Source organism: Microbacterium rhizophilum, assembly GCF_039605615.1.
GTDB classification, from domain to species: domain Bacteria; phylum Actinomycetota; class Actinomycetes; order Actinomycetales; family Microbacteriaceae; genus Microbacterium; species Microbacterium rhizophilus.
Genome location: NZ_JBCNUN010000001.1, coordinates 17744 through 35568 on the forward strand (window position 1 = coordinate 17744; position 17825 = coordinate 35568).

The 17825-nt window shown below is 71.9% G+C and carries 17 protein-coding genes; 9 read left to right on the forward strand and 8 right to left on the reverse strand.

Annotated features, from left to right (window positions below; genetic code table 11):
* Positions 1–40 precede the first annotated feature (40 nt).
* The 5 genes from gap to AAD528_RS00095 all read left to right on the forward strand — a co-directional run bounded on the left by gap (position 41) and on the right by AAD528_RS00095 (position 3766).
* Positions 41–1048: a type I glyceraldehyde-3-phosphate dehydrogenase gene (gene gap, locus AAD528_RS00075; RefSeq protein ID WP_345750005.1), complete on the forward strand. Its 1008-nt coding sequence runs from the start codon at positions 41–43 to the stop codon at positions 1046–1048.
* A gap of 103 nt (positions 1049–1151) precedes the next feature.
* A complete protein-coding gene (locus AAD528_RS00080; RefSeq protein ID WP_345750006.1) occupies positions 1152–2369 on the forward strand; it encodes a phosphoglycerate kinase in 1218 nt (405 codons plus the stop codon).
* Positions 2357–3148, forward strand: coding sequence for a triose-phosphate isomerase (gene tpiA / locus AAD528_RS00085; RefSeq protein WP_345750007.1), 792 nt, complete (start codon positions 2357–2359; stop codon positions 3146–3148). The genes AAD528_RS00080 and tpiA overlap by 13 nt, the downstream gene beginning before the upstream one ends.
* A 14-nt stretch (positions 3149–3162) precedes the next feature.
* A complete protein-coding gene (gene secG, locus AAD528_RS00090; RefSeq protein WP_345750008.1) occupies positions 3163–3411 on the forward strand; it encodes a preprotein translocase subunit SecG in 249 nt (82 codons plus the stop codon).
* A 1-nt stretch (position 3412) separates the two neighbouring features.
* Positions 3413–3766, forward strand: a complete 354-nt coding sequence (locus tag AAD528_RS00095; protein ID WP_345750009.1) for an RNA polymerase-binding protein RbpA — start codon at positions 3413–3415, stop codon at positions 3764–3766.
* Between the two features lie 51 nt (positions 3767–3817).
* On the opposite strand, the gene pgl is transcribed toward AAD528_RS00095, so the two are convergent.
* Genes pgl through tkt form a run of 6 tightly spaced genes read right to left on the reverse strand, consistent with a single transcriptional unit; the run spans position 3818 to position 11900 of the window.
* Positions 3818–4585 (reverse strand): 6-phosphogluconolactonase, encoded by a 768-nt coding sequence (pgl, locus tag AAD528_RS00100; RefSeq protein ID WP_345750010.1) that lies wholly within the window; start codon positions 4583–4585, stop codon positions 3818–3820.
* Positions 4582–5520: a glucose-6-phosphate dehydrogenase assembly protein OpcA gene (locus AAD528_RS00105; protein ID WP_345750011.1), complete on the reverse strand. Its 939-nt coding sequence runs from the start codon at positions 5518–5520 to the stop codon at positions 4582–4584. The genes pgl and AAD528_RS00105 overlap by 4 nt, the downstream gene beginning before the upstream one ends.
* Positions 5517–7079, reverse strand: coding sequence for a glucose-6-phosphate dehydrogenase (gene zwf / locus AAD528_RS00110; RefSeq protein ID WP_345750012.1), 1563 nt, complete (start codon positions 7077–7079; stop codon positions 5517–5519). The genes AAD528_RS00105 and zwf overlap by 4 nt, the downstream gene beginning before the upstream one ends.
* Positions 7076–8689 carry a glucose-6-phosphate isomerase gene (locus AAD528_RS00115; RefSeq protein WP_345750013.1) on the reverse strand — a complete coding sequence of 538 codons (1614 nt, stop codon included), beginning with the start codon at positions 8687–8689 and terminating at the stop codon, positions 7076–7078. The genes zwf and AAD528_RS00115 overlap by 4 nt, the downstream gene beginning before the upstream one ends.
* Entirely contained in the window at positions 8686–9807 is a 1122-nt protein-coding gene (gene tal, locus AAD528_RS00120) for a transaldolase (RefSeq protein ID WP_345750014.1), read from the reverse strand. Before tal ends, AAD528_RS00115 begins: the two co-directional genes overlap by 4 nt.
* On the reverse strand, positions 9804–11900 hold the full coding sequence (gene tkt, locus AAD528_RS00125) for a transketolase (protein WP_345750015.1): 2097 nt from the start codon (positions 11898–11900) through the stop codon (positions 9804–9806). The genes tal and tkt overlap by 4 nt, the downstream gene beginning before the upstream one ends.
* A gap of 325 nt (positions 11901–12225) precedes the next feature.
* On the opposite strand from tkt, the gene AAD528_RS00130 reads away from it, so the two are divergent.
* From AAD528_RS00130 to AAD528_RS00140, 3 genes are all read left to right on the forward strand, one after another.
* Complete coding sequence (locus AAD528_RS00130; protein ID WP_345750016.1) at positions 12226–13152, forward strand: heme o synthase; 927 nt, start codon at positions 12226–12228, stop codon at positions 13150–13152.
* A gap of 1 nt (position 13153) precedes the next feature.
* Positions 13154–14617: an MFS transporter gene (locus tag AAD528_RS00135; protein WP_345750017.1), complete on the forward strand. Its 1464-nt coding sequence runs from the start codon at positions 13154–13156 to the stop codon at positions 14615–14617.
* Positions 14618–14687: 70 nt separating this feature from the next.
* On the forward strand, positions 14688–15449 hold the full coding sequence (locus AAD528_RS00140; RefSeq protein WP_345750018.1) for a lysoplasmalogenase: 762 nt from the start codon (positions 14688–14690) through the stop codon (positions 15447–15449).
* Positions 15450–15456: 7 nt separating this feature from the next.
* Here AAD528_RS00140 and AAD528_RS00145 read toward each other — a convergent pair whose 3' ends face one another.
* Positions 15457–15861 (reverse strand): dinucleotide-utilizing enzyme, encoded by a 405-nt coding sequence (locus AAD528_RS00145; RefSeq protein WP_345750019.1) that lies wholly within the window; start codon positions 15859–15861, stop codon positions 15457–15459.
* A gap of 148 nt (positions 15862–16009) precedes the next feature.
* Between AAD528_RS00145 and AAD528_RS00150 the strand changes: the two genes are divergently transcribed.
* Positions 16010–16522 carry a YbhB/YbcL family Raf kinase inhibitor-like protein gene (locus AAD528_RS00150; RefSeq protein ID WP_345750020.1) on the forward strand — a complete coding sequence of 171 codons (513 nt, stop codon included), beginning with the start codon at positions 16010–16012 and terminating at the stop codon, positions 16520–16522.
* A gap of 5 nt (positions 16523–16527) precedes the next feature.
* On the opposite strand, the gene AAD528_RS00155 is transcribed toward AAD528_RS00150, so the two are convergent.
* Positions 16528–17601, reverse strand: a complete 1074-nt coding sequence (locus AAD528_RS00155) for a COX15/CtaA family protein (protein WP_345750021.1) — start codon at positions 17599–17601, stop codon at positions 16528–16530.
* Between the last annotated feature and the right edge of the window lie 224 nt (positions 17602–17825).

Here is a 17825-nt window from a genome sequence, read left to right on the forward strand (position 1 = left end):
GCGCGCGGCACGCGCGCATGACCCCTACAGGAGACCCTCAGTGTCCGTCAGGATCGGAATCAACGGCTTCGGCCGCATCGGCCGCAACTTCGTCCGCGCAGCTCTCGCGCAGGGCGCGGACTTCGAGATCGTTGGCGTCAACGACCTCACCGACAACAAGGCGCTCGCACAGCTGCTCAAGTTCGACTCTGTCGGCGGGCCGCTCGGCAAGGACGTCACGTTCGACGAGCAGTCGATCACGGTCGACGGCAAGGTCATCCGCGCCTTCGCCGAGCGCGACCCCGCGGCCCTGCCCTGGGGTGAGATCGGCGCCGACATCGTGATCGAGTCGACCGGCCGCTTCACCAAGCCGGACGACGCCGCCAAGCACCTCGCGGGCGGCGCGAAGAAGGTCCTCATCTCGGCGCCCGCCAGCGGCCCTGCCCCGACCTTCGTCATGGGCGTGAACGAGGGCGAGTACGACGCGGCGAACGACCACGTCATCTCGAACGCGTCGTGCACCACCAACGCGCTGGCCCCGCTCGCCAAGGTGTTCAACGACGCCTTCGGCATCGAGCGCGGCTTCATGATGACCGCGCACGCCTACACGGCCGACCAGAACCTGCAGGACGGCCCGCACAGCGACCTGCGCCGCGCGCGTGCCGCCGCGGTCAACATCGTGCCGACCTCCACGGGCGCCGCGAAGGCCATCGGCCTGGTGCTGCCCGAGCTGAAGGGCAGGCTCGACGGCACGAGCTACCGCGTGCCGGTCCCCACCGGATCGGTGGTCGACCTGACCCTCGTGACGAAGGACGGTCTCACGAAGGACGAGATCAACGCCGCGTACCAGGCCGCCGCGGCCGAGGGGTCGCTCGCGGGCTACCTGCAGTACTCGGAGGACCCGCTGGTCTCGAGCGACATCCAGCTCAACCCGCACTCGTCGATCTTCGACTCGGGCCTGACCAGCGTCGCGGGCAACCTCGCGAAGGTCTCGGCCTGGTACGACAACGAGTGGGGCTACTCGAACCGCCTGGTCGACCTCGCGGAGTACGTGGGCGCCCAGCTCTGATCCGACGCCTCACAAGGCCCGTCGGCACCGGATCCCTCCGGCTGCCGGCGGGCCTTCGTCATGCGTCCTGACCTGGATGGGGCCGCGCGGTAGAGTCGGATCGATGTCTCTGCGAACTCTCGATTCCCTCGGTTCGGTCGCCGGCAAGCGCGTCATCGTGCGCTGCGACCTCAACGTCCCCCTCAAGGACGGCACGATCACGGACGACGGGCGCGTGCGCGCGTCGCTCCCCACCCTGAACGCGCTGATCGACGCGGGCGCCCGCGTCGTCGTGGTGTCCCACCTGGGTCGCCCGGAGGGCGCGCCCGACGCGAAGTACAGCCTCGAGCCCGTCGCGCACCGCCTCTCCGAGCTGCTCGGCTCGCCGGTCGCGTTCGCGCGCGACACCGTGGGCGACTCGGCGCAGCAGACCGTCGAGGCGCTTCAGGACGGCCAGGTCGCCGTGCTCGAGAACCTGCGCTTCAACCCCGGCGAGACCGCGAAGGACGACGCCGAGCGCGGCGCGTTCGGGCAGCAGCTCGCCGCGCTGGGCGACCTCCTGGTCTCCGACGGCTTCGGCGTCGTGCACCGCAAGCAGGCGAGCGTCTACGACCTCGCGCAGCAGCTGCCGAGCGCCGCCGGCCTGCTGATCGCGGCCGAGCTGGACGTGCTCGACCGCCTCACGGAGAGCCCCGAGCGCCCGTACACGGTCGTCCTCGGCGGCTCCAAGGTCTCCGACAAGCTCGGCGTCATCGACCACCTGCTGCCGCGCGTGGACCGCCTCCTGATCGGCGGCGGCATGCTGTTCACCTTCCTCGCCGCGCAGGGCCACAGGGTCGGCGCGAGCCTGCTCGAGCAGGACCAGATCGGCACGGTGCAGGGCTACCTCCGCACGGCCGAGGAGAAGGGCGTCGAGATCGTCCTGCCCACCGACATCGTCGTGGCCTCGAAGTTCGGCGCCGACGCGGAGCACGTCGTGACCGCGGCCGACGCGATCGAGGACACCGCGTTCGGCGCCTCGGGCCTCGGTCTCGACATCGGGCCCGACACCGCGGCGGCGTTCGCCGACGCGATCCGCGGCTCCAAGACCGTGTTCTGGAACGGCCCCATGGGCGTGTTCGAGCTCGCCCCGTTCGCGGCCGGCACCAAGGCTGTCGCTGAGGCGCTCACGCAGGTCGACGGCCTGAGCGTCGTCGGCGGAGGCGACTCGGCCGCGGCGGTGCGCCAGCTCGGCTTCGAGGACTCGGCCTTCGGCCACATCTCGACGGGCGGCGGAGCCAGCCTCGAGTTCCTCGAGGGCAAGAAGCTCCCCGGACTGGAGGTCCTCGGATGGTCGGCGTGAACCGTGTCCCGCTCATCGCGGGCAACTGGAAGATGAACCTCGATCACCTGCAGGCGGTCGCATTCGTGCAGAAGCTGCACTGGGCGCTCAAGGACGCCAAGCACGAGGTCGATTCGGTCGAGGTGTCGGTGTTCCCGCCGTTCACCGACATCCGCAGCGTGCAGACGCTGATCGACGCCGACAAGATCCCGTTCGGCCTCGGCGCGCAGGACCTGTCGGTGCACGACTCCGGCGCGTACACGGGCGAGATCTCGGGCGCGTTCCTGAAGCGCCTGGATGTCGGATCCGTGATCATCGGGCATTCGGAGCGCCGCGAGTACCACGCGGAGGGTGACGATGTCGTGGCGGCGAAGGTCAAGGCCGCGCTGAAGCACGAGCTCGTGCCCGTGATCTGCGTGGGCGAGACGGCGGAGGACCTCGAGAAGCACGGCGCCAGCGCGGTGCCCGTCGGCCAGCTGGAGATCGCCCTCGACGGCGTCGCCGCCTCGGCCGACATCGTGGTGGCGTACGAGCCCGTCTGGGCGATCGGATCCGGTCAGGCCGCGACCCCGGAGCAGGCTCAGGAGGTGTGCGCCAAGCTGCGCGATGTCGTGAAGGCCAAGCTCGGCGAAGACGCGGCCGCGCGCACGCGCATCCTGTACGGCGGCTCGGTCAAGGCCGCCAACATCGCGAGCTTCATGCGCCAGCCCGACGTCGACGGCGCGCTCGTGGGCGGGGCGAGCCTGCTGGTCGACGAGTTCGCGTCGATCATCCGCTTCCAGAAGCACGTCGGCGTCTGAGGTAAAGTGATCTGGTGCCGGTCATCGAATTCATCCTCCAGGTGCTGCTGGGCATCACCAGCCTGCTCCTGACGCTGCTGATCCTGCTCCACAAGGGACGCGGCGGCGGCCTGTCGGACATGTTCGGCGGCGGCATGTCGCAGGCGATCGGATCGTCGGGTCTCGCCGAGCGCAACCTGAACATCCTCACGATCGTGCTGGCGCTCGTGTGGTTCTTCTCGATCGTCGGCCTCGGCCTCATCACGAAGTTCTCGGTGATCTGACATGGCCGTCGGCGGAAACGCGATCCGCGGCACGCGCGTCGGATCGGGCCCCATGGGGGAGCAGGACCACGGCCACCACGCCGACCGGATCACCGTGAGCTACTGGGACGGCCTGGGCAACGAGACCGTGCGCCACTATGCCGCGGGCCTGCCCGAGGACGAGATCCCCGACATCGTCGACCACCCGCACTCGGGTCTTCCCGCGGGCCGCGACAAGGACAACCCGCCGGCCGTCGCGAAGAACGAGCCGTACAAGACGCACCTCGCCTACGTGAAGGAGCGCCGCACGGACGACGAGGCCGAGGAGCTGCTCGGCGAGGCGCTGCAGAAGCTCCGCGAGAAGCGCGGCCAGTAACAGACCACAGAGAAAGCCCCCGCCGCGGCGGGGGCTTTCTCGTGCGCGGGCTCAGTAGTCCGGATCGATCAGGTCCTCGGGCACGTCGGCCGCGGCGTCCTCGTCGACGAACACGACCGTGTCCGCCGTGCCCTCGGCGCCCGCGGCGGGCACGCTCGGGTGGCCGGCGCCCGCCAGCATCAGGCCGAGCGCGGAGGCCTTGTCGGCGCCCGCGACGACCATCCAGATGTCCGCCGAGGCGTTGATCACCGGCAGCGTGAACGTGATGCGCTCCGGTGGCGGCTTCGGCGACTCGCGCACGGCCAGCACCGCCCGGTCCGTCACGAGCACCTCGCCCCGGTCGGGGAACAGCGACGCGATGTGCCCGTCCGGCCCCACGCCCAGGAAGCAGATGTCGAACACGGGCCACGGCCGGCCGTCCACGCCGAAGCGCGCCAGCTCGGCGGCGTAGGCGTCCGCGGCCTCGTCGAGCGTGATCCCGTCGTCCGTCGCCGCCGGCTCGTGCACGTTCTCGGCGGGCACGCCCACGCGGTCCAGCAGGGCAGCGCGCGCCTGGCCGGCGTTGCGCTCGGCGTCGTCGTGCGGCACGAAGCGCTCGTCGCTCCACCAGAAGTGCACGAGCGACCAGTCGATGTTCGACGCCCAGCCGTGCTCGGCCGTCGCGGACAGCACGGCCGAGCCCATCGAGCCGCCCGTGAGCGACACGTGCACCGGACGCGCCTGCTGCGTCAGCTGCGCCAGCCGGCCGACGAACCGGTTCGCGACGTTCTCGGCGAGCCGCGTCTTGTCGGGCAGCACGACCACGCGGCGGTCGGTCACGCCGACCCCCGCGGCTCGGTCAGGCGTCCCCAGCCCTCGCTGATCACCCGTCCGTAGAGGGTGTCGGGGTCGAGCCGGCGCAGCTCCTCGGCCAGGCACTCCCGCAGCGACCGGCGCGGCAGGTGCAGCTCGTGGTCGGGCTGGCCCGGCTGGGTCAGCAGCGCGAGCGACTCGGTCTGACGCTCGAGCAGGATGTCGCCGCTCGGGCGGCTGAGGCGCACGGAGTGGATGCCGTGATCCCAGACGGCCGGATCCTCGTACTGCCAGTCGACGGGCAGGTCCAGCGCGAGCCCGAGCCAGGCCGCCAGCAGCGCGGTGGAGGGCGACGTCGAGGCGCCGCGAACCGCCACGGCCGTGACGGGCTCGTACGGCGGCTGATCCAGCACCGCCGCGAGCTGCTCGCGCCAGCGGGTCAGGCGCGTCCACGCCAGATCCGTGTCACCGGGGGAGTAGGAGCTCTCCAGGTGCGTCAGCCGGTCGGACGAGTACGGCGCGGTGGCCGTGTCCGTGATGCGGCGCTGCGCGATCCGGCCGAGCGCCGAGGCGCCGGGCCGCTGCGGCGGCTCGTCCGGCCACCAGGCCACCACGGGGGCGTCCGGCAGCAGCAGGCCCGTGAGCAGCGTGGACTCGTTGCCCGCGGCGTCGCCGTAGGCCTGCAGCACGATGACCTCGCTCGCGCCCGCGTCGCTGCCGACCCGGATCTGCGCGTCCAGGCGGGCGTCGCCCTCCGGATCCGTGACGAGCACGATCACGCGCATCGGGTGCTCACGGGACGCGTCGTTCGCGGCCTCGATCGCCGCCTCCTCGAAGCCGCGGTGCGACTTGATCACGAGGGTCAGCACGCGTCCGAGGGCGACCGCGCCGCCCTCCTCGCGCACGTCCACGAGCTGGCGGGCCACCTTGCTGACGGTGGTGTCGGGCAGATCGATGATCACGGGCGCCTCCAGACGCGGCCGTCGCGGGCCAGGAGCTCATCGGCGGACGGCGGCCCCCACGAGCCGGGATCGTACTGCTCGAGCGGTCCTTCCTGCGCCGCCCAGAACTCCTCGACCGGGTCGAGGATCTGCCACGACAGGTCGACCTCCTCGTGGCGGGGGAACAGCGGCGGGTCGCCCAGCAGGACGTCCAGGATGAGTCGCTCGTACGCCTCGGGACTCGCCTCGGTGAAGGCGTGGCCGTAGCCGAAGTCCATCGTGACGTCGCGCACCTGGGTGCCGTAGCCCGGGACCTTGGACCCGAAGCGGATCGTGACGCCCTCGTCGGGCTGCACGCGGATCACGAGCGCGTTCTGCCCGAGCTCGGCCGTCTGGCCGCGCGTGAACAGATGCTCGGGCGCGCGCTTGAACACCACGGCGATCTCCGTGACGCGGCGGCCCAGGCGCTTGCCCGTGCGCAGGTAGAACGGCACATCCGCCCAGCGGCGCGTGGCGATCTCGAGCTTGAGCGCCGCGTAGGTCTCCGTCGTGGAGTGAGGCTTCATGCCCTCCTCGTCGAGGAAGCCGGACACCCGCTCGCCGCCCTGCCAGCCGCCCGCGTACTGGCCGCGTGCCGTGGCGGAGGCCAGGTCGTCGGGCAGGTGCACGGCCGCGAGCACCTTCTCCTTCTCGGCGCGCAGATGCTCGGCCGACATGCTGATGGGCTCCTCCATCGCGGTGAGCGCGAGGAGCTGCAGCAGGTGGTTCTGGATGACGTCGCGGGCGGCTCCCACGCCGTCGTAGTACCCGGCGCGTCCGCCCACGCCGATGTCCTCGGCCATGGTGATCTGCACGTGGTCGACGTAGTTGCGGTTCCAGATCGGCTCGTAGAGCTCGTTCGCGAAGCGCAGCGCCAGGATGTTCTGGACCGTCTCCTTGCCGAGGTAGTGGTCGATCCGGAAGATCGAGTCGGCCGGGAACGCCGCCTCGAGCGCGTCGTTGAGCGCGCGCGCGGAGGCGCGGTCGTTGCCGAACGGCTTCTCGATCACCACGCGGCGCCAGCGGTCGTCGTCCGGGTTGTCGTCCACGAGGCCGGAGTCCAGCAGCTGCTGGGCCACGACGGGGAACGCCTTCGGCGGGATAGACAGGTAGAACGCGTGGTTGCCCATCGTGCCGCGCTCGACATCCAGACGGTCGACCGTCTCCCGCAGGCGCCGGAACGCCGCGGCGTCGTCGAACTCGCCCTGCACGAAGCGGATGCCCTGCTGCAGCTGCTGCCAGGTCTCCTCGCGGAACTCGGTGCGGGCGTACTGCTTCACGGCGTCGTGCACGACCTGCGCGAAGTCCTGGTCCTCCCAGTCGCGGCGCGCGAAGCCGACGAGCGCGAAGCCCGGGGGCAGCAGGCCGCGGTTGGCGAGGTCGTAGACCGCCGGCATGAGCTTCTTGCGGGACAGGTCGCCCGTCACGCCGAAGATCACGAGGGCGCTGGGACCCGCGATCCGGTTCAGGCGCCGATCGGCGGGATCGCGCAGCGGGTTCGCCCCCCGCGCGATCTCCGCGCTGCGGCCCGCGTCCGTCACTGGGCCGCCTCGAACAGCGCGAGCACCTCGGCCTGCGGGTCGGTGAGCGTGAGCGTCACGACCGGACGGCCGTGCTCGGCCAGGACGGCCGCGTCGCCCGCGGCCTGCGCCTCGATCAGCTGGCCGAACGTGAACGGCCGCTCGGGGATCTCGACGTCCACGTCCGTGCGCTCGGTGATCTGCAGGAACACGCCCTGCGCGGGACCGCCCTTGTGGTACTGGCCGGTCGAGTGCAGGAAGCGCGGACCCCAGCCGAACGTGGTGGGGCGGCCCGAGTCGGCCGCGACCATCTCGCGCAGGCCCTGCAGCTGCGGCACCTCGAGGCGGTTCACATACGCCTGGACCGAGACGTAGCCGTCGGCCGGGAGCGTCGCCCAGAGCGCGTCGAGCACGCCCTGCACGGTGCCGCTGACAGCGAGCGCCGGGTCGCTCACGCGCACCTCGACGCCCGCCTCGACGAACGCCGGTGCCGTGGGCTCGGGGCGTGCGTCCAGCAGGCCGCGCGCCGCGACCTTGGCCGACTCGACGTCGGGCTGGTCGAACGGGTTGATGCCGAGCATGCGGCCGGCGATCGCCGTGGCGTACTCCCACACCACGAACTGCGCGCCGAGCGTGCCGCTGACGAGGATCTCGCCGCGGTGGCGGTGCTCGACCTCCTCGGCGTCGTCCACGAGGCGCACGATCTGAAGATCCGCGGGCTTCGTCTCGAGCTCGGGCGACACGGGCAGCAGCACGACGGGCAGGATGCCCGTGCCCTGCTTGCCGGTGGACTCCGCGATGAGCTGCTCGATCCAGTCGGGCAGGCCCACGATGTGCGTGCCGTCCGTGATGAGGCCGAGCTTGTCGCGGCGCGCCGAGCCGCCGGGGGAGCGCGTCGCCGCGATCGCGGCGGCGAGCACGAGCGCCGGGTTCTCGGGGGCGTCGATCGCGACCTCGAGCAGCGAGGCCTCGGCCTCGTCCAGGAGCTCGTCGATGTCGGCGCCCGCGAGGCCGGACGGCACGAGGCCGAAGGCCGTGAGGGCCGAGTAGCGGCCGCCCACCTCCGGGTCGGCGTTGAACACGCGGTAGCCCGCGGCGCGCGCGGACTCGTCCAGCGGCGATCCGGGGTCCGTGACCACGATGATCCGCTCGGCCGGGTCGATCCCGAGGTCGCGGAACGCGGCCTCGAAGGCGCGCCGCTGCGAGTCGGTCTCGACCGTGGAGCCCGACTTCGACGACACGACCAGCGCCGTGCGCTCCAGCCCCGTGTCGAGCGCCGCGAGCACCTGGCCCGGCGACGTCGAGTCGAGGATCGTCAGCTCGACGCCGGCGGTCTGCGTGATGACCTCGGGGGCGAGCGACGAGCCGCCCATGCCGCCCAGCACGAAGCGGTCGACGCCCTTGGCCTCGAGCTCGTCGCGCAGGGCGACGATCTCGGCGACCAGGGGGCGCGAGACCGACACGGCCTGCACCCAGCCGAGGCGCTTGGACGCCTCCTCCTCGGCCTCGGGGCCCCACAGCGTGGAGTCGAGGTTCGTGATGCTCGACGCGACGAGGTCGTCGATCAGGGTCGGCAGGTGCTCCGCGACCGCGGTCTCGGCATCGCCGGAGACGCGGATCGAGAAGGTCACGCCTCCGTCCCCTTCGCGTGATCCTCCAGAGCCGTCTTCACGGTCTGCTGCAGGTCGTGCCAGGAGGCGATGAACTTGTCGACGCCCTCGACCTCCAGCACCTCGGTGACGTCGACCAGGTCGATGCCCACCGCGGCGAGCTTGTCGAACACCTCGTGCGCCTCGGCGTACGCCGTGGTGACCGTGTCGCCCGTGACCTCGGCGTGGTCGAACGTCGCCTGCAGGGTCTTCTCCGGCATGGTGTTGACGGTGCCGGGCGCGACGAGGCCCGTCACGTAGAGCGTGTCGGGCAGCGCCGGGTCCTTGACGCCGGTGGAGGCCCACAGCGGGCGCTGCACGTTGGCGCCCGCCGCGACGAGGTCGGTGGCGCGGCTCTCGGCGAAGCGCTTCTCGAACAGCTCGTACGCGAGGCGCGCGTTCGCGAGACCGGCCTGCGACGACAGGGCCTTCGCCTCGTCCGTGCCGATCGCCGCGAGGCGCTTGTCGACCTCGGTGTCCACGCGCGAGACGAAGAACGACGCGACCGAGTGGATCTTCGACAGATCCAGGCCCGCGGCCTGCGCCTTCTCGAGGCCGGCGAGGTACGCGTCGATCACGAGGTCGTAGCGCTCGAGGCTGAAGATGAGCGTGACGTTGACGCTGATGCCCGCGCCGATCGTCTCGGTGATCGCCGGCAGGCCCGCCAGGGTCGCGGGGATCTTGATCAGGACGTTCTCACGGCCGACCGCGGCGTGCAGCTCCTTCGCCTGGGCGATGGTCGCGTCGGTGTCGTGCGCGAGGTCGGGGGAGACCTCGATCGACACGCGGCCGTCCACGCCGTTCGTGGCGTCGTAGACCGGGCGGAAGATGTCCGACGCGTCGCGGACGTCCGTCGTCGTGATCGAGAAGATCGTCTCGTCGACCGAGGCGCCCGCGGCGGCCTGCGCCTCGATGGCCTCCTCGTAGCCGATGCCCGCGCTGATCGCGCCCTGGAAGATCGTCGGGTTCGTCGTCACGCCGGTGACGTCGCGCGTCTCGATGAGCTCGGCGAGGTTGCCCGTGGTGATGCGCTGGCGAGAGAGGTCGTCGAGCCAGATGCTGACGCCGGCGGCCGAGAGAGCTGCGGTGGGGGTGGTCATGCGTTCTCCTTGATGGTCTCGCGCGCCGCGTTCACCACGGCTTCGGCGGTGATGCCGAACTTCTCGAACAGGGTCTTGTAGTCGGCCGAGGCGCCGAAGTGCTCGATCGACACGGACCGGCCGGCGTCGCCGACGATCGGGCGCCACGCGAGGCCGAGCCCGGCCTCGACCGAGACGCGCGCCTTGACGCCCGCGGGCAGCACGCTCTCGCGGTAGGCCTCGTCCTGCTCGGCGAACCACTCGAGCGACGGGGCCGAGACGACGCGGGCGTTCACGCCCTCGGCGGCGAGCGTCTCGCGGGCCGCGACCGCCAGCTGCACCTCGGAGCCGGTGGCGATCAGGATCACGTCGGGCGTGCCGTTCGGAGCCTCCGCCAGCACGTACGCGCCCCTCGCGGCCAGCGACGCCGAGGCGAACTCGTCGCCCGAGGCCTCGCCCTCGCCGCGCGCGAACACGGGGATGTTCTGGCGCGTCAGCGCGATGCCGGCCGGGCCCTTGCGACGGCGCAGGATCTCGAGCCACACGGCGGCGGTCTCGTTGGCATCCGCCGGGCGAACGACCGTGAAGTTCGGGATCGCGCGCAGCGCGGTGAGCTGCTCGATGGGCTGGTGGGTCGGGCCGTCCTCGCCGAGCGCGACGGAGTCGTGCGTCCAGACGAAGATGCTCGGGATGTCCATCAGCGCGGCCAGGCGCACCGACGGGCGCATGTAGTCGCTGAAGATCAGGAACGTGCCGCCGAACGCGCGCGTCGGACCGTGCAGCACGATGCCGTTCACGATCGCGCCCATGGCGTGCTCGCGGATGCCGAAGTGCAGCACGCGGCCGTACGGGTTGCCGGCCCACTCGTGCGTGGACCACTCGTCCGGGATGAAGGACGGGGCGTCCTTGATCGTCGTGAGGTTCGACTCGGCGAGGTCGGCGGATCCGCCCCACAGCTCGGGGAGCTTCGCGGCGAGGGCGTTGATGACCTGGCCCGAGGCCGCGCGGGTCGAGACGTCCTTGCCGGTCTCGAACACGGGCAGCGCGCTCTCGATGTCGGCGGGAAGCTCGCCCGACTGCAGGCGGTCCCACAGCGCCTTGCGCTCGGGATTCGCGGAGGCCCACGCGTCGAACCGCTCCTGCCACTCGGCCTTCGCCGGCGCGGCGCGCTCGGAGAGGGAGCGGGTGTGGGCGAGGACGTCGTCGGCGACCACGAAGGTCTGCTCGGGGTCGAAGCCGAGGACCTTCTTCGTGGCGGCCAGCTCGTCGGCGCCGAGGGCCGAGCCGTGGATCTTGCCGGTGTTCTGCTTGCCGGGCGAGGGCCATCCGATGATCGTCTTCAGCACGATGATCGACGGCTTGGAGGTCTCCGCCTTGGCCGCCTCGATCGCGCCGAACAGCTCGACGGCGTCCTCGACGTACTCGCCGGTCTTCTTCCAGTCGACCGTCTGCACGTGCCAGCCGAGCGCGGCGTAGCGCGCCGCGACGTCCTCCGTGAACGCCACGTTGGTGTCGTCCTCGATCGAGATCTGGTTCGCGTCGTAGATCACCACGAGGTTGCCGAGCTGCTGGTGGCCGGCGAGCGAGGACGCCTCGTTCGTGACGCCCTCCTGGATGTCGCCATCCGATGCGATCACGAAGATGTGGTGGTCGAACGGGCTCTCGCCGGCGGGCGCCTCGGGGTCGAACAGGCCGCGCTCGTAGCGCGCGGCGTAGGCGAAGCCGACCGACGAGGCCAGGCCCTGGCCGAGCGGGCCGGTCGTGATCTCGACGCCGTCCGTGTGGCCGTACTCGGGGTGGCCCGGGGTGAGCGAGCCCCACGTGCGCAGCGACTTCAGGTCGTCGAGCTCGAGACCGAAGCCGCCGAGGTAGAGCTGCACGTACTGGGTGAGCGAGGAGTGACCGGCGGACAGGATGAAGCGGTCGCGGCCGGGCCAGTGCACGTCGGCCGGGTCGTGGCGCATCACGCGCTGGTACAGCAGGTAGGCCGCCGGGGCCAGGCTCATGGCCGTGCCCGGGTGGCCGTTGCCGACCTTCTCGACGGAGTCCGCCGCAAGGGCGCGGGCCGTGTCCACGGCGCGCCTGTCGATCTCATCCCAACGCAGTTCCGTCACCGGATCGCCTTTCGTGGTGGGGTAGGGGGCGCCGGCGCGGCCGCTCTGTCTGGGCCGTGGAAGCACGGGTGGAGCAACCGGCGCGAGGCGCTCGTGTGCCCCCAGCATAGCGCCGGGGAAATGGCCGGGACCGAGTCCCGTGACGGAGCGTGACACACCTGATCGCGCGCTCTGCGACGCGGCCGTGACGGGCTCGTGTCGCGTCGCTCACGGGGTCGCGCCGCGCGTCGTGAGGCGGTGGCCATGCCCTAGAATCGAGAGGTCGCCTCGGGCTCGGCCCGGGCGCGTCCCGAGGTCGCCCGAGGTCGTAGAGGAGAGCATCGCCATGTCGACGATCGCGCCGGAGACCCTGGAGCCCGCGGGACGCACGAGCGTGCTGGGCCGGAAGATCCGCGCGTACGTCGCGCTCACCAAGCCCCGCGTGCTCGAGCTGCTGCTCGTGTCGACCGTGCCGGTGATGTTCCTCGCGGCCGACGGCCTGCCCGACCTGTGGCTCGTGCTCGCGACCGTGATCGGCGGATCGCTGAGCGCCGGATCCGCCGCCGCGTTCAACATGTACATCGACCGCGACATCGACGCGCACATGCAGCGCACCGAGAAGCGGCCGATCGTCACGGGCGAGATCTCGCCGCGCGGCGCGCTGATCTTCGCCTGGACGCTCGCGATCGTCTCCACGGTCTGGTTCCTGCTGACGACGAACCTGCTGACGGCGGCGCTGTCGGCGACGGCGATCTTCTTCTACGTCGTGATCTACACGATGATCCTCAAGCGCCGCACCGAGCAGAACATCGTCTGGGGCGGGATCGCGGGGTGCTTCCCGGTGCTCATCGGCTGGGCGGCCGTGGCGAACTCGCTCGACTGGACGCCGTTCATCCTGTTCGCGCTCGTGTTCCTGTGGACGCCGCCGCACTACTGGCCGCTGTCGATCAAGTACGCGGCGGATTACGCCAACACCGACGTTCCGATGCTCGGCGCGACGCGCGACGGCGTGCAGGTCGGCCTGCAGATCATCCTGTACGCGTGGGCCACGGTGGCGTGCTCGCTGCTGCTGATCCCGGTCGCGGGCATGGGCCTGGTGTACACGGTGTCCGCGCTCGTGTTCGGCGGCTGGTTCATCTACGAGTCGCACCGCCTCTACAACCTCACGGTGCGGGGCGCCACGGCCGGTCCGATGCGCGTCTTCCACGCCTCCATCACGTACCTCACGCTCGTCTTCGTGGCCGTCGCGATCGACCCGCTGCTGCCGTTCTGACGTGAACGGGGACGGATCGCCCGAGTCGCCGTCCGCGGGCGGACGCTGGCCCGCCTTCTGGGTGTGCGCGGGGGTCGCGAGCCTGACGATCCTCGACATGACCAAGGTCAACGTCGCGCTGCCGTCGATCGAGCAGGCCTTCGGCGTCGGATCGACCGAGCTGCAGCTGGTCGTCTCCGGGTACGTCCTGGCGCTCGGTCTGCTGATGGTTCCGATGGGGCGTGTGGGCGACCAGCGTTCGCGCCGCACGCTGTTCGTGATCGGCCTGAGCCTGTTCACCCTGGCGTCCGTGCTGTGCGCTGTCGCGCCCGGCGCCGAGGTGCTGCTGATCGGCCGCGTGCTGCAGGGCGTCGCGGCGGGCATCCACATGCCGCAGGTGATGGGCCTCATCCAGCACCTCTTCCGCGGCGCGGAGCGCGGGCGCGCCTTCGGACTCTTCGGCGCGACGGTCGGCCTCGCGACGGCCTTCGGCCCGCTCACGGGCGGGCTGCTGATCGGTCTCGGCGGACCGCAGGACGGCTGGCGCGGGATCTTCTGGATGAACCTGCCGGTCGGGCTCGTCGCGATCTGGTTCGCGCTGCGCTTGCTGCCGCGCGACGCTCCGGTGGCGGGGAGGCGCCCGCGGCTCGAGCTCGATCCGGTCGGCATCGCGCTGTTCGGCGCGAGCGTGCTGGCGCTCATGCTGCCGTTCCTGTTCACGACCGGATCGCCGGACGACCCGCCCGCGCGGTGGTGGTCGCTCGCGGCGTTCGCCGCGCTGCTGGCGGTCACCGTGTGGTGGGAGCGGCGCTACGCGGCCACGGGCCGCACCCCGCTGCTGCCGCTGGGCCTGTTCGGCGCGCCGTCGTTCCGCAACGGCGCGCTCGTCGGCACGGCGTACTTCACGGCGATGCCGGCGATGTTCCTGATCACGACGCTGTTCCTGCAGACGGGCGTGCGCTTCGACCCGCTGCACGCGGCGCTCGTCACGATCGGCTTCGCGCTCTCGAGCGCCGTCACCTCCTGGCTCGGCGGCCGGCTCGTGGTGCGCATGGGCCGACCACTGGTGGTCGCGGGCCTCGTCACGATGATCGCCGGCGTCGCGGCCCTCGTCGCATCCGCCGTGTTCGTCCCCGCGAGCGCCGTCGGCTTCGCGATGGCGGGCGTGATGGTCGTGGCCGGGCTCGGCGGCGGCCTCGTGGTGGCGCCGAACCAGGCGCTGATGTACGCCGAGGTGCCCGTGCAGCAGGCGGGGCTGGCGGGATCCGTCGGCCAGCTCGGGCAGCGCTTCGGCACCGCGATCGGCACGGCCGTCGCGCTGTCGCTCTTCTACGCCACGGTGTACCGGGAGCAGGGCACCGCGGACGACGTGGTCGTCTACCACGACGCGTACGCGCTCGGAATGGCGGCGGTCGGCGGCTTCCTGCTGATCGCGCTGGCCGCCGGCGTCGCGGATCTCGCGCGGCGGCGCCGCGTCGACGACTGACGCGGTGCCGCCCGGCGCGGTCGCGTGGTCTTGCCGGGGGCGTCGGCCGCTGCGGCCCTAGAGTCGATCCGTGCAGCGGAGCATCCGGGCGTGGACGCCCTTCCTCGCCTATGCGGCGATCGTCGTGATCCATCTCGGGCAGATCGCGGTCGCCGACCCGGACCGCGCGACGGGCAAGGCCCTGCTGATGCCCGTGCTGCTGGGCGTCGTGCTGTACGTCGCCCTGGGACCGGAGCGCGACGCGTTCCGCGGCGGACGCGCGGTGGCCGGGCTCGTCGGGCTCCCGGCCGGCATCGTGCTGTCCTGCGTCGGCGACATCCTGCTCGCGGCCGATCGGCTGCTGCCGGGCCTCGCGAGCTTCGCGGCGGCGCATGTCGCCTACATCGCGGTGTTCACGGGGCCGGGACGGGTGCACCGGCCCACCGCGTGGGCGCTGATCCCGGTCGGGTGGACCGCGGCGCTGGTCCCCGTGCTGTGGCCGCACCTCGGCGGCATGGCCACGATCGTGCTGCTGTACGGCTTCGTGCTGGCCGGCACGGCGGCGACGGCGACGGGCGTGAGCACCGTGACCGCGGCCGGCGGGGCGCTGTTCCTCGCCTCCGATTCACTGCTGGCGTTCCGGCTGTTCTGGCCCGACTTCGGCCGCGTGTTCCCGGACCCCTGGCAGGACATGGCCGTGATGGCGCTCTACTGCGCGGGGGAGGGGCTCATCGCGTACGGCGTGGTGCGGCGGCTCGCGGCGGCGGGCCGCGGCGAGCGGGCCGCGGACGGGTCAGGCCCGGCCCGTGACCGCGCGTCCGCGATGGACACGGCGACCCCGGGCCGGGCCTGAGGCGCATTCAGCCGCGCGCACCCACCGGGTCGCCGCGCTCGGCGTCGGCCGTCTCGTCCGCGGTCTCGGCGACGTCCGGCTCGGCGACATCCGGCTCGGACACGACCGGCTCGGCCGCGGCGACGGCGCGCGGGATGAGCGACGCGCCGGCCGCGAGGGCGAGCGTCAGCAGGAGCCCGAGGATGCCGGCGCCGGCGAGAGCCGCGCCGAGCGTCGCCCAGGCCTGGCCCGCATAGACCTCGACGCCCGTGGCCGTGCCGTCGAGCAGGCTCGCGGTCATGACGCCGATGTTCGGCACCGTCAGCAGCGCTCCCGCCGCGAGGCTCGCGAGCGAGCCGAGCAGCAGCAGCCAGAAAGCGATGCTGCGCGCGAGGCGCGGGCGGCGGGGCGGGATGGTCTGAGCGTGGGACATGATCCTCCTGGGTCGGTAGACAACGGCGTCCCACCCTGCCGACCGCCTCCGTGTGCGCGTGATGCGCTCCCTATGGATCCGCTGGATGGATCGGTCCGCCCGCCCCGCGCCGTGAATAGGCTGGCACCACGACCGGAAGGAGCCGACGATGTTCTCTCACGACCCGTACGCCGAGCTCGCCACGCTGCGCGACTTCGCGCCGCTGACGCTCACCAGCACAGACATCTCGCACGACCAGCCGCTGCCGAAGGCCCAGTGGGGCGCCGCGGGAGGGGGATCCGACACGTCGCCGCAGCTGAGCTGGTCGGGCGCTCCCGAGGGCACGAAGTCGTTCGCGCTGTCGTGCTTCGATCCGGATGCGCCGACCGGATCCGGATTCTGGCACTGGGCGGTCCACGACATCCCGGCGGACGTGACGTCGTTCCCGACGGGCGAGACGCCCGCGGGGATCACCCTCCCGAACGAGATGGCGATCCGTGGCTTCATCGGCGCCGGCCCGCCTCCCGGCACGGGCGTGCACCGCTACTTCTTCGTGGTGGACGCCCTCGACGTCGAGCACCTGGACCTGCCCGAGAACGCGACGCCCGCGATCCTGGGCTTCAACCGGCACTTCCACTCGCTCGCGCGGGGGATCCTCGTGCCCACCGCGACGAGCGACTGACGGGGCTACGCGACGGGGCGCTTCAGCCGCAGCACCACGACCGTGAACGCGGCGGCCGACAGCGCCGCGAGCACCATGTGGATGCCCACGAGCAGCTCGGGCAGGCCGTTGCGCGCCTGGACGATGCCGACGACGACCTGCACGGCGATCACGCCGAGCAGGGCGACGAGCCACGGCAGCGGACGCAGTCGCAGGACGGCGGCCCCCGCCGTCAGGACGACCACGAGCGCCAGCAGGATGTAGCCGGGCCACGAGTGCACGTGCGCGAGGACGGTCGCGTCGAACCCCGTGCGGATCACGTCGGCGTCGCCCGAGTGCGGCCCGTTGCCCGTCGTCAGGACGCCGAACGCGATCGTGACCGCGAGGGCGAGCGTCGTGACGTGCGTCAGGATCGCGAACCACGCCGGCACGGCGCGCTCGCGCGGTCCCGGCACGTCGTACATGCGCACCAGGTACGCGGCCGTCAGCGTCACGAGCACGACCGAGCTGGCGTAGTGGAAGCCGACGATGAACGGATTCAGGCCGGTCAGCACGGTGATGCCGCCGACCAGGCCCTGCGCCACGATGCCGATCAGGACCAGCCAGCCGAGCACGAGCAGATCGCGCCGCTCCCGGACGCGGCGGATCGTGACGACCGCGGCCGCGATCACGGCGACGAGCGCGACCGCCACGGCGACCACGAACGACCGCGTCGCGGCCATCGCGGCGCCGGCGAGCACGACGCCGCCCAGTGCGAACCAGCCCACGGTGGCGAGCTGACGGCGCGCGCGCGCGTGCAGGAGCGTCAGCACCAGCACGGCCAGCGCCAGCAGGCCGACCACGCCCGTCATCGTGCGGTTGCCGAACTCGATCAGCCCGTGGATGCCCAGTTCCGGCGTCGGCACGAGGGACTCGGGGGTGCACAGTGGCCACTGCGAGCAGCCCAGGCCCGAGCCCGTGAGCCGCACCGCGCCGCCCGTTCCGATGATCACGACCTCGGCGAGGAACGACAGCCACGCGACGATCCGGAGCGCACGCCCGGGACGCGGGGCCGCGGCTCCCGCCGTGGGGATCGAGGGGGAGACGGTCGCGGCGGACATGACGGTGGAGCCTCCTGGCGGTACCCCGTGAGACAGGCCCCCGGTCGGCCCGGTGAGGGGCGGAGCCTGTAGAATCGGGAAGTGCTGCGGATGCGCGCGAGGAGTCTCGCCGCGCCGCTCCAAGTCTAGGCGCGAGTTCTTCGCGCCTCATGTGAAAGGTCCACCACAGCGTCCCCCTCCGGGGCGCTGGAGCGGCTGACACCGTCTGAGGCCTGATGAGGAGA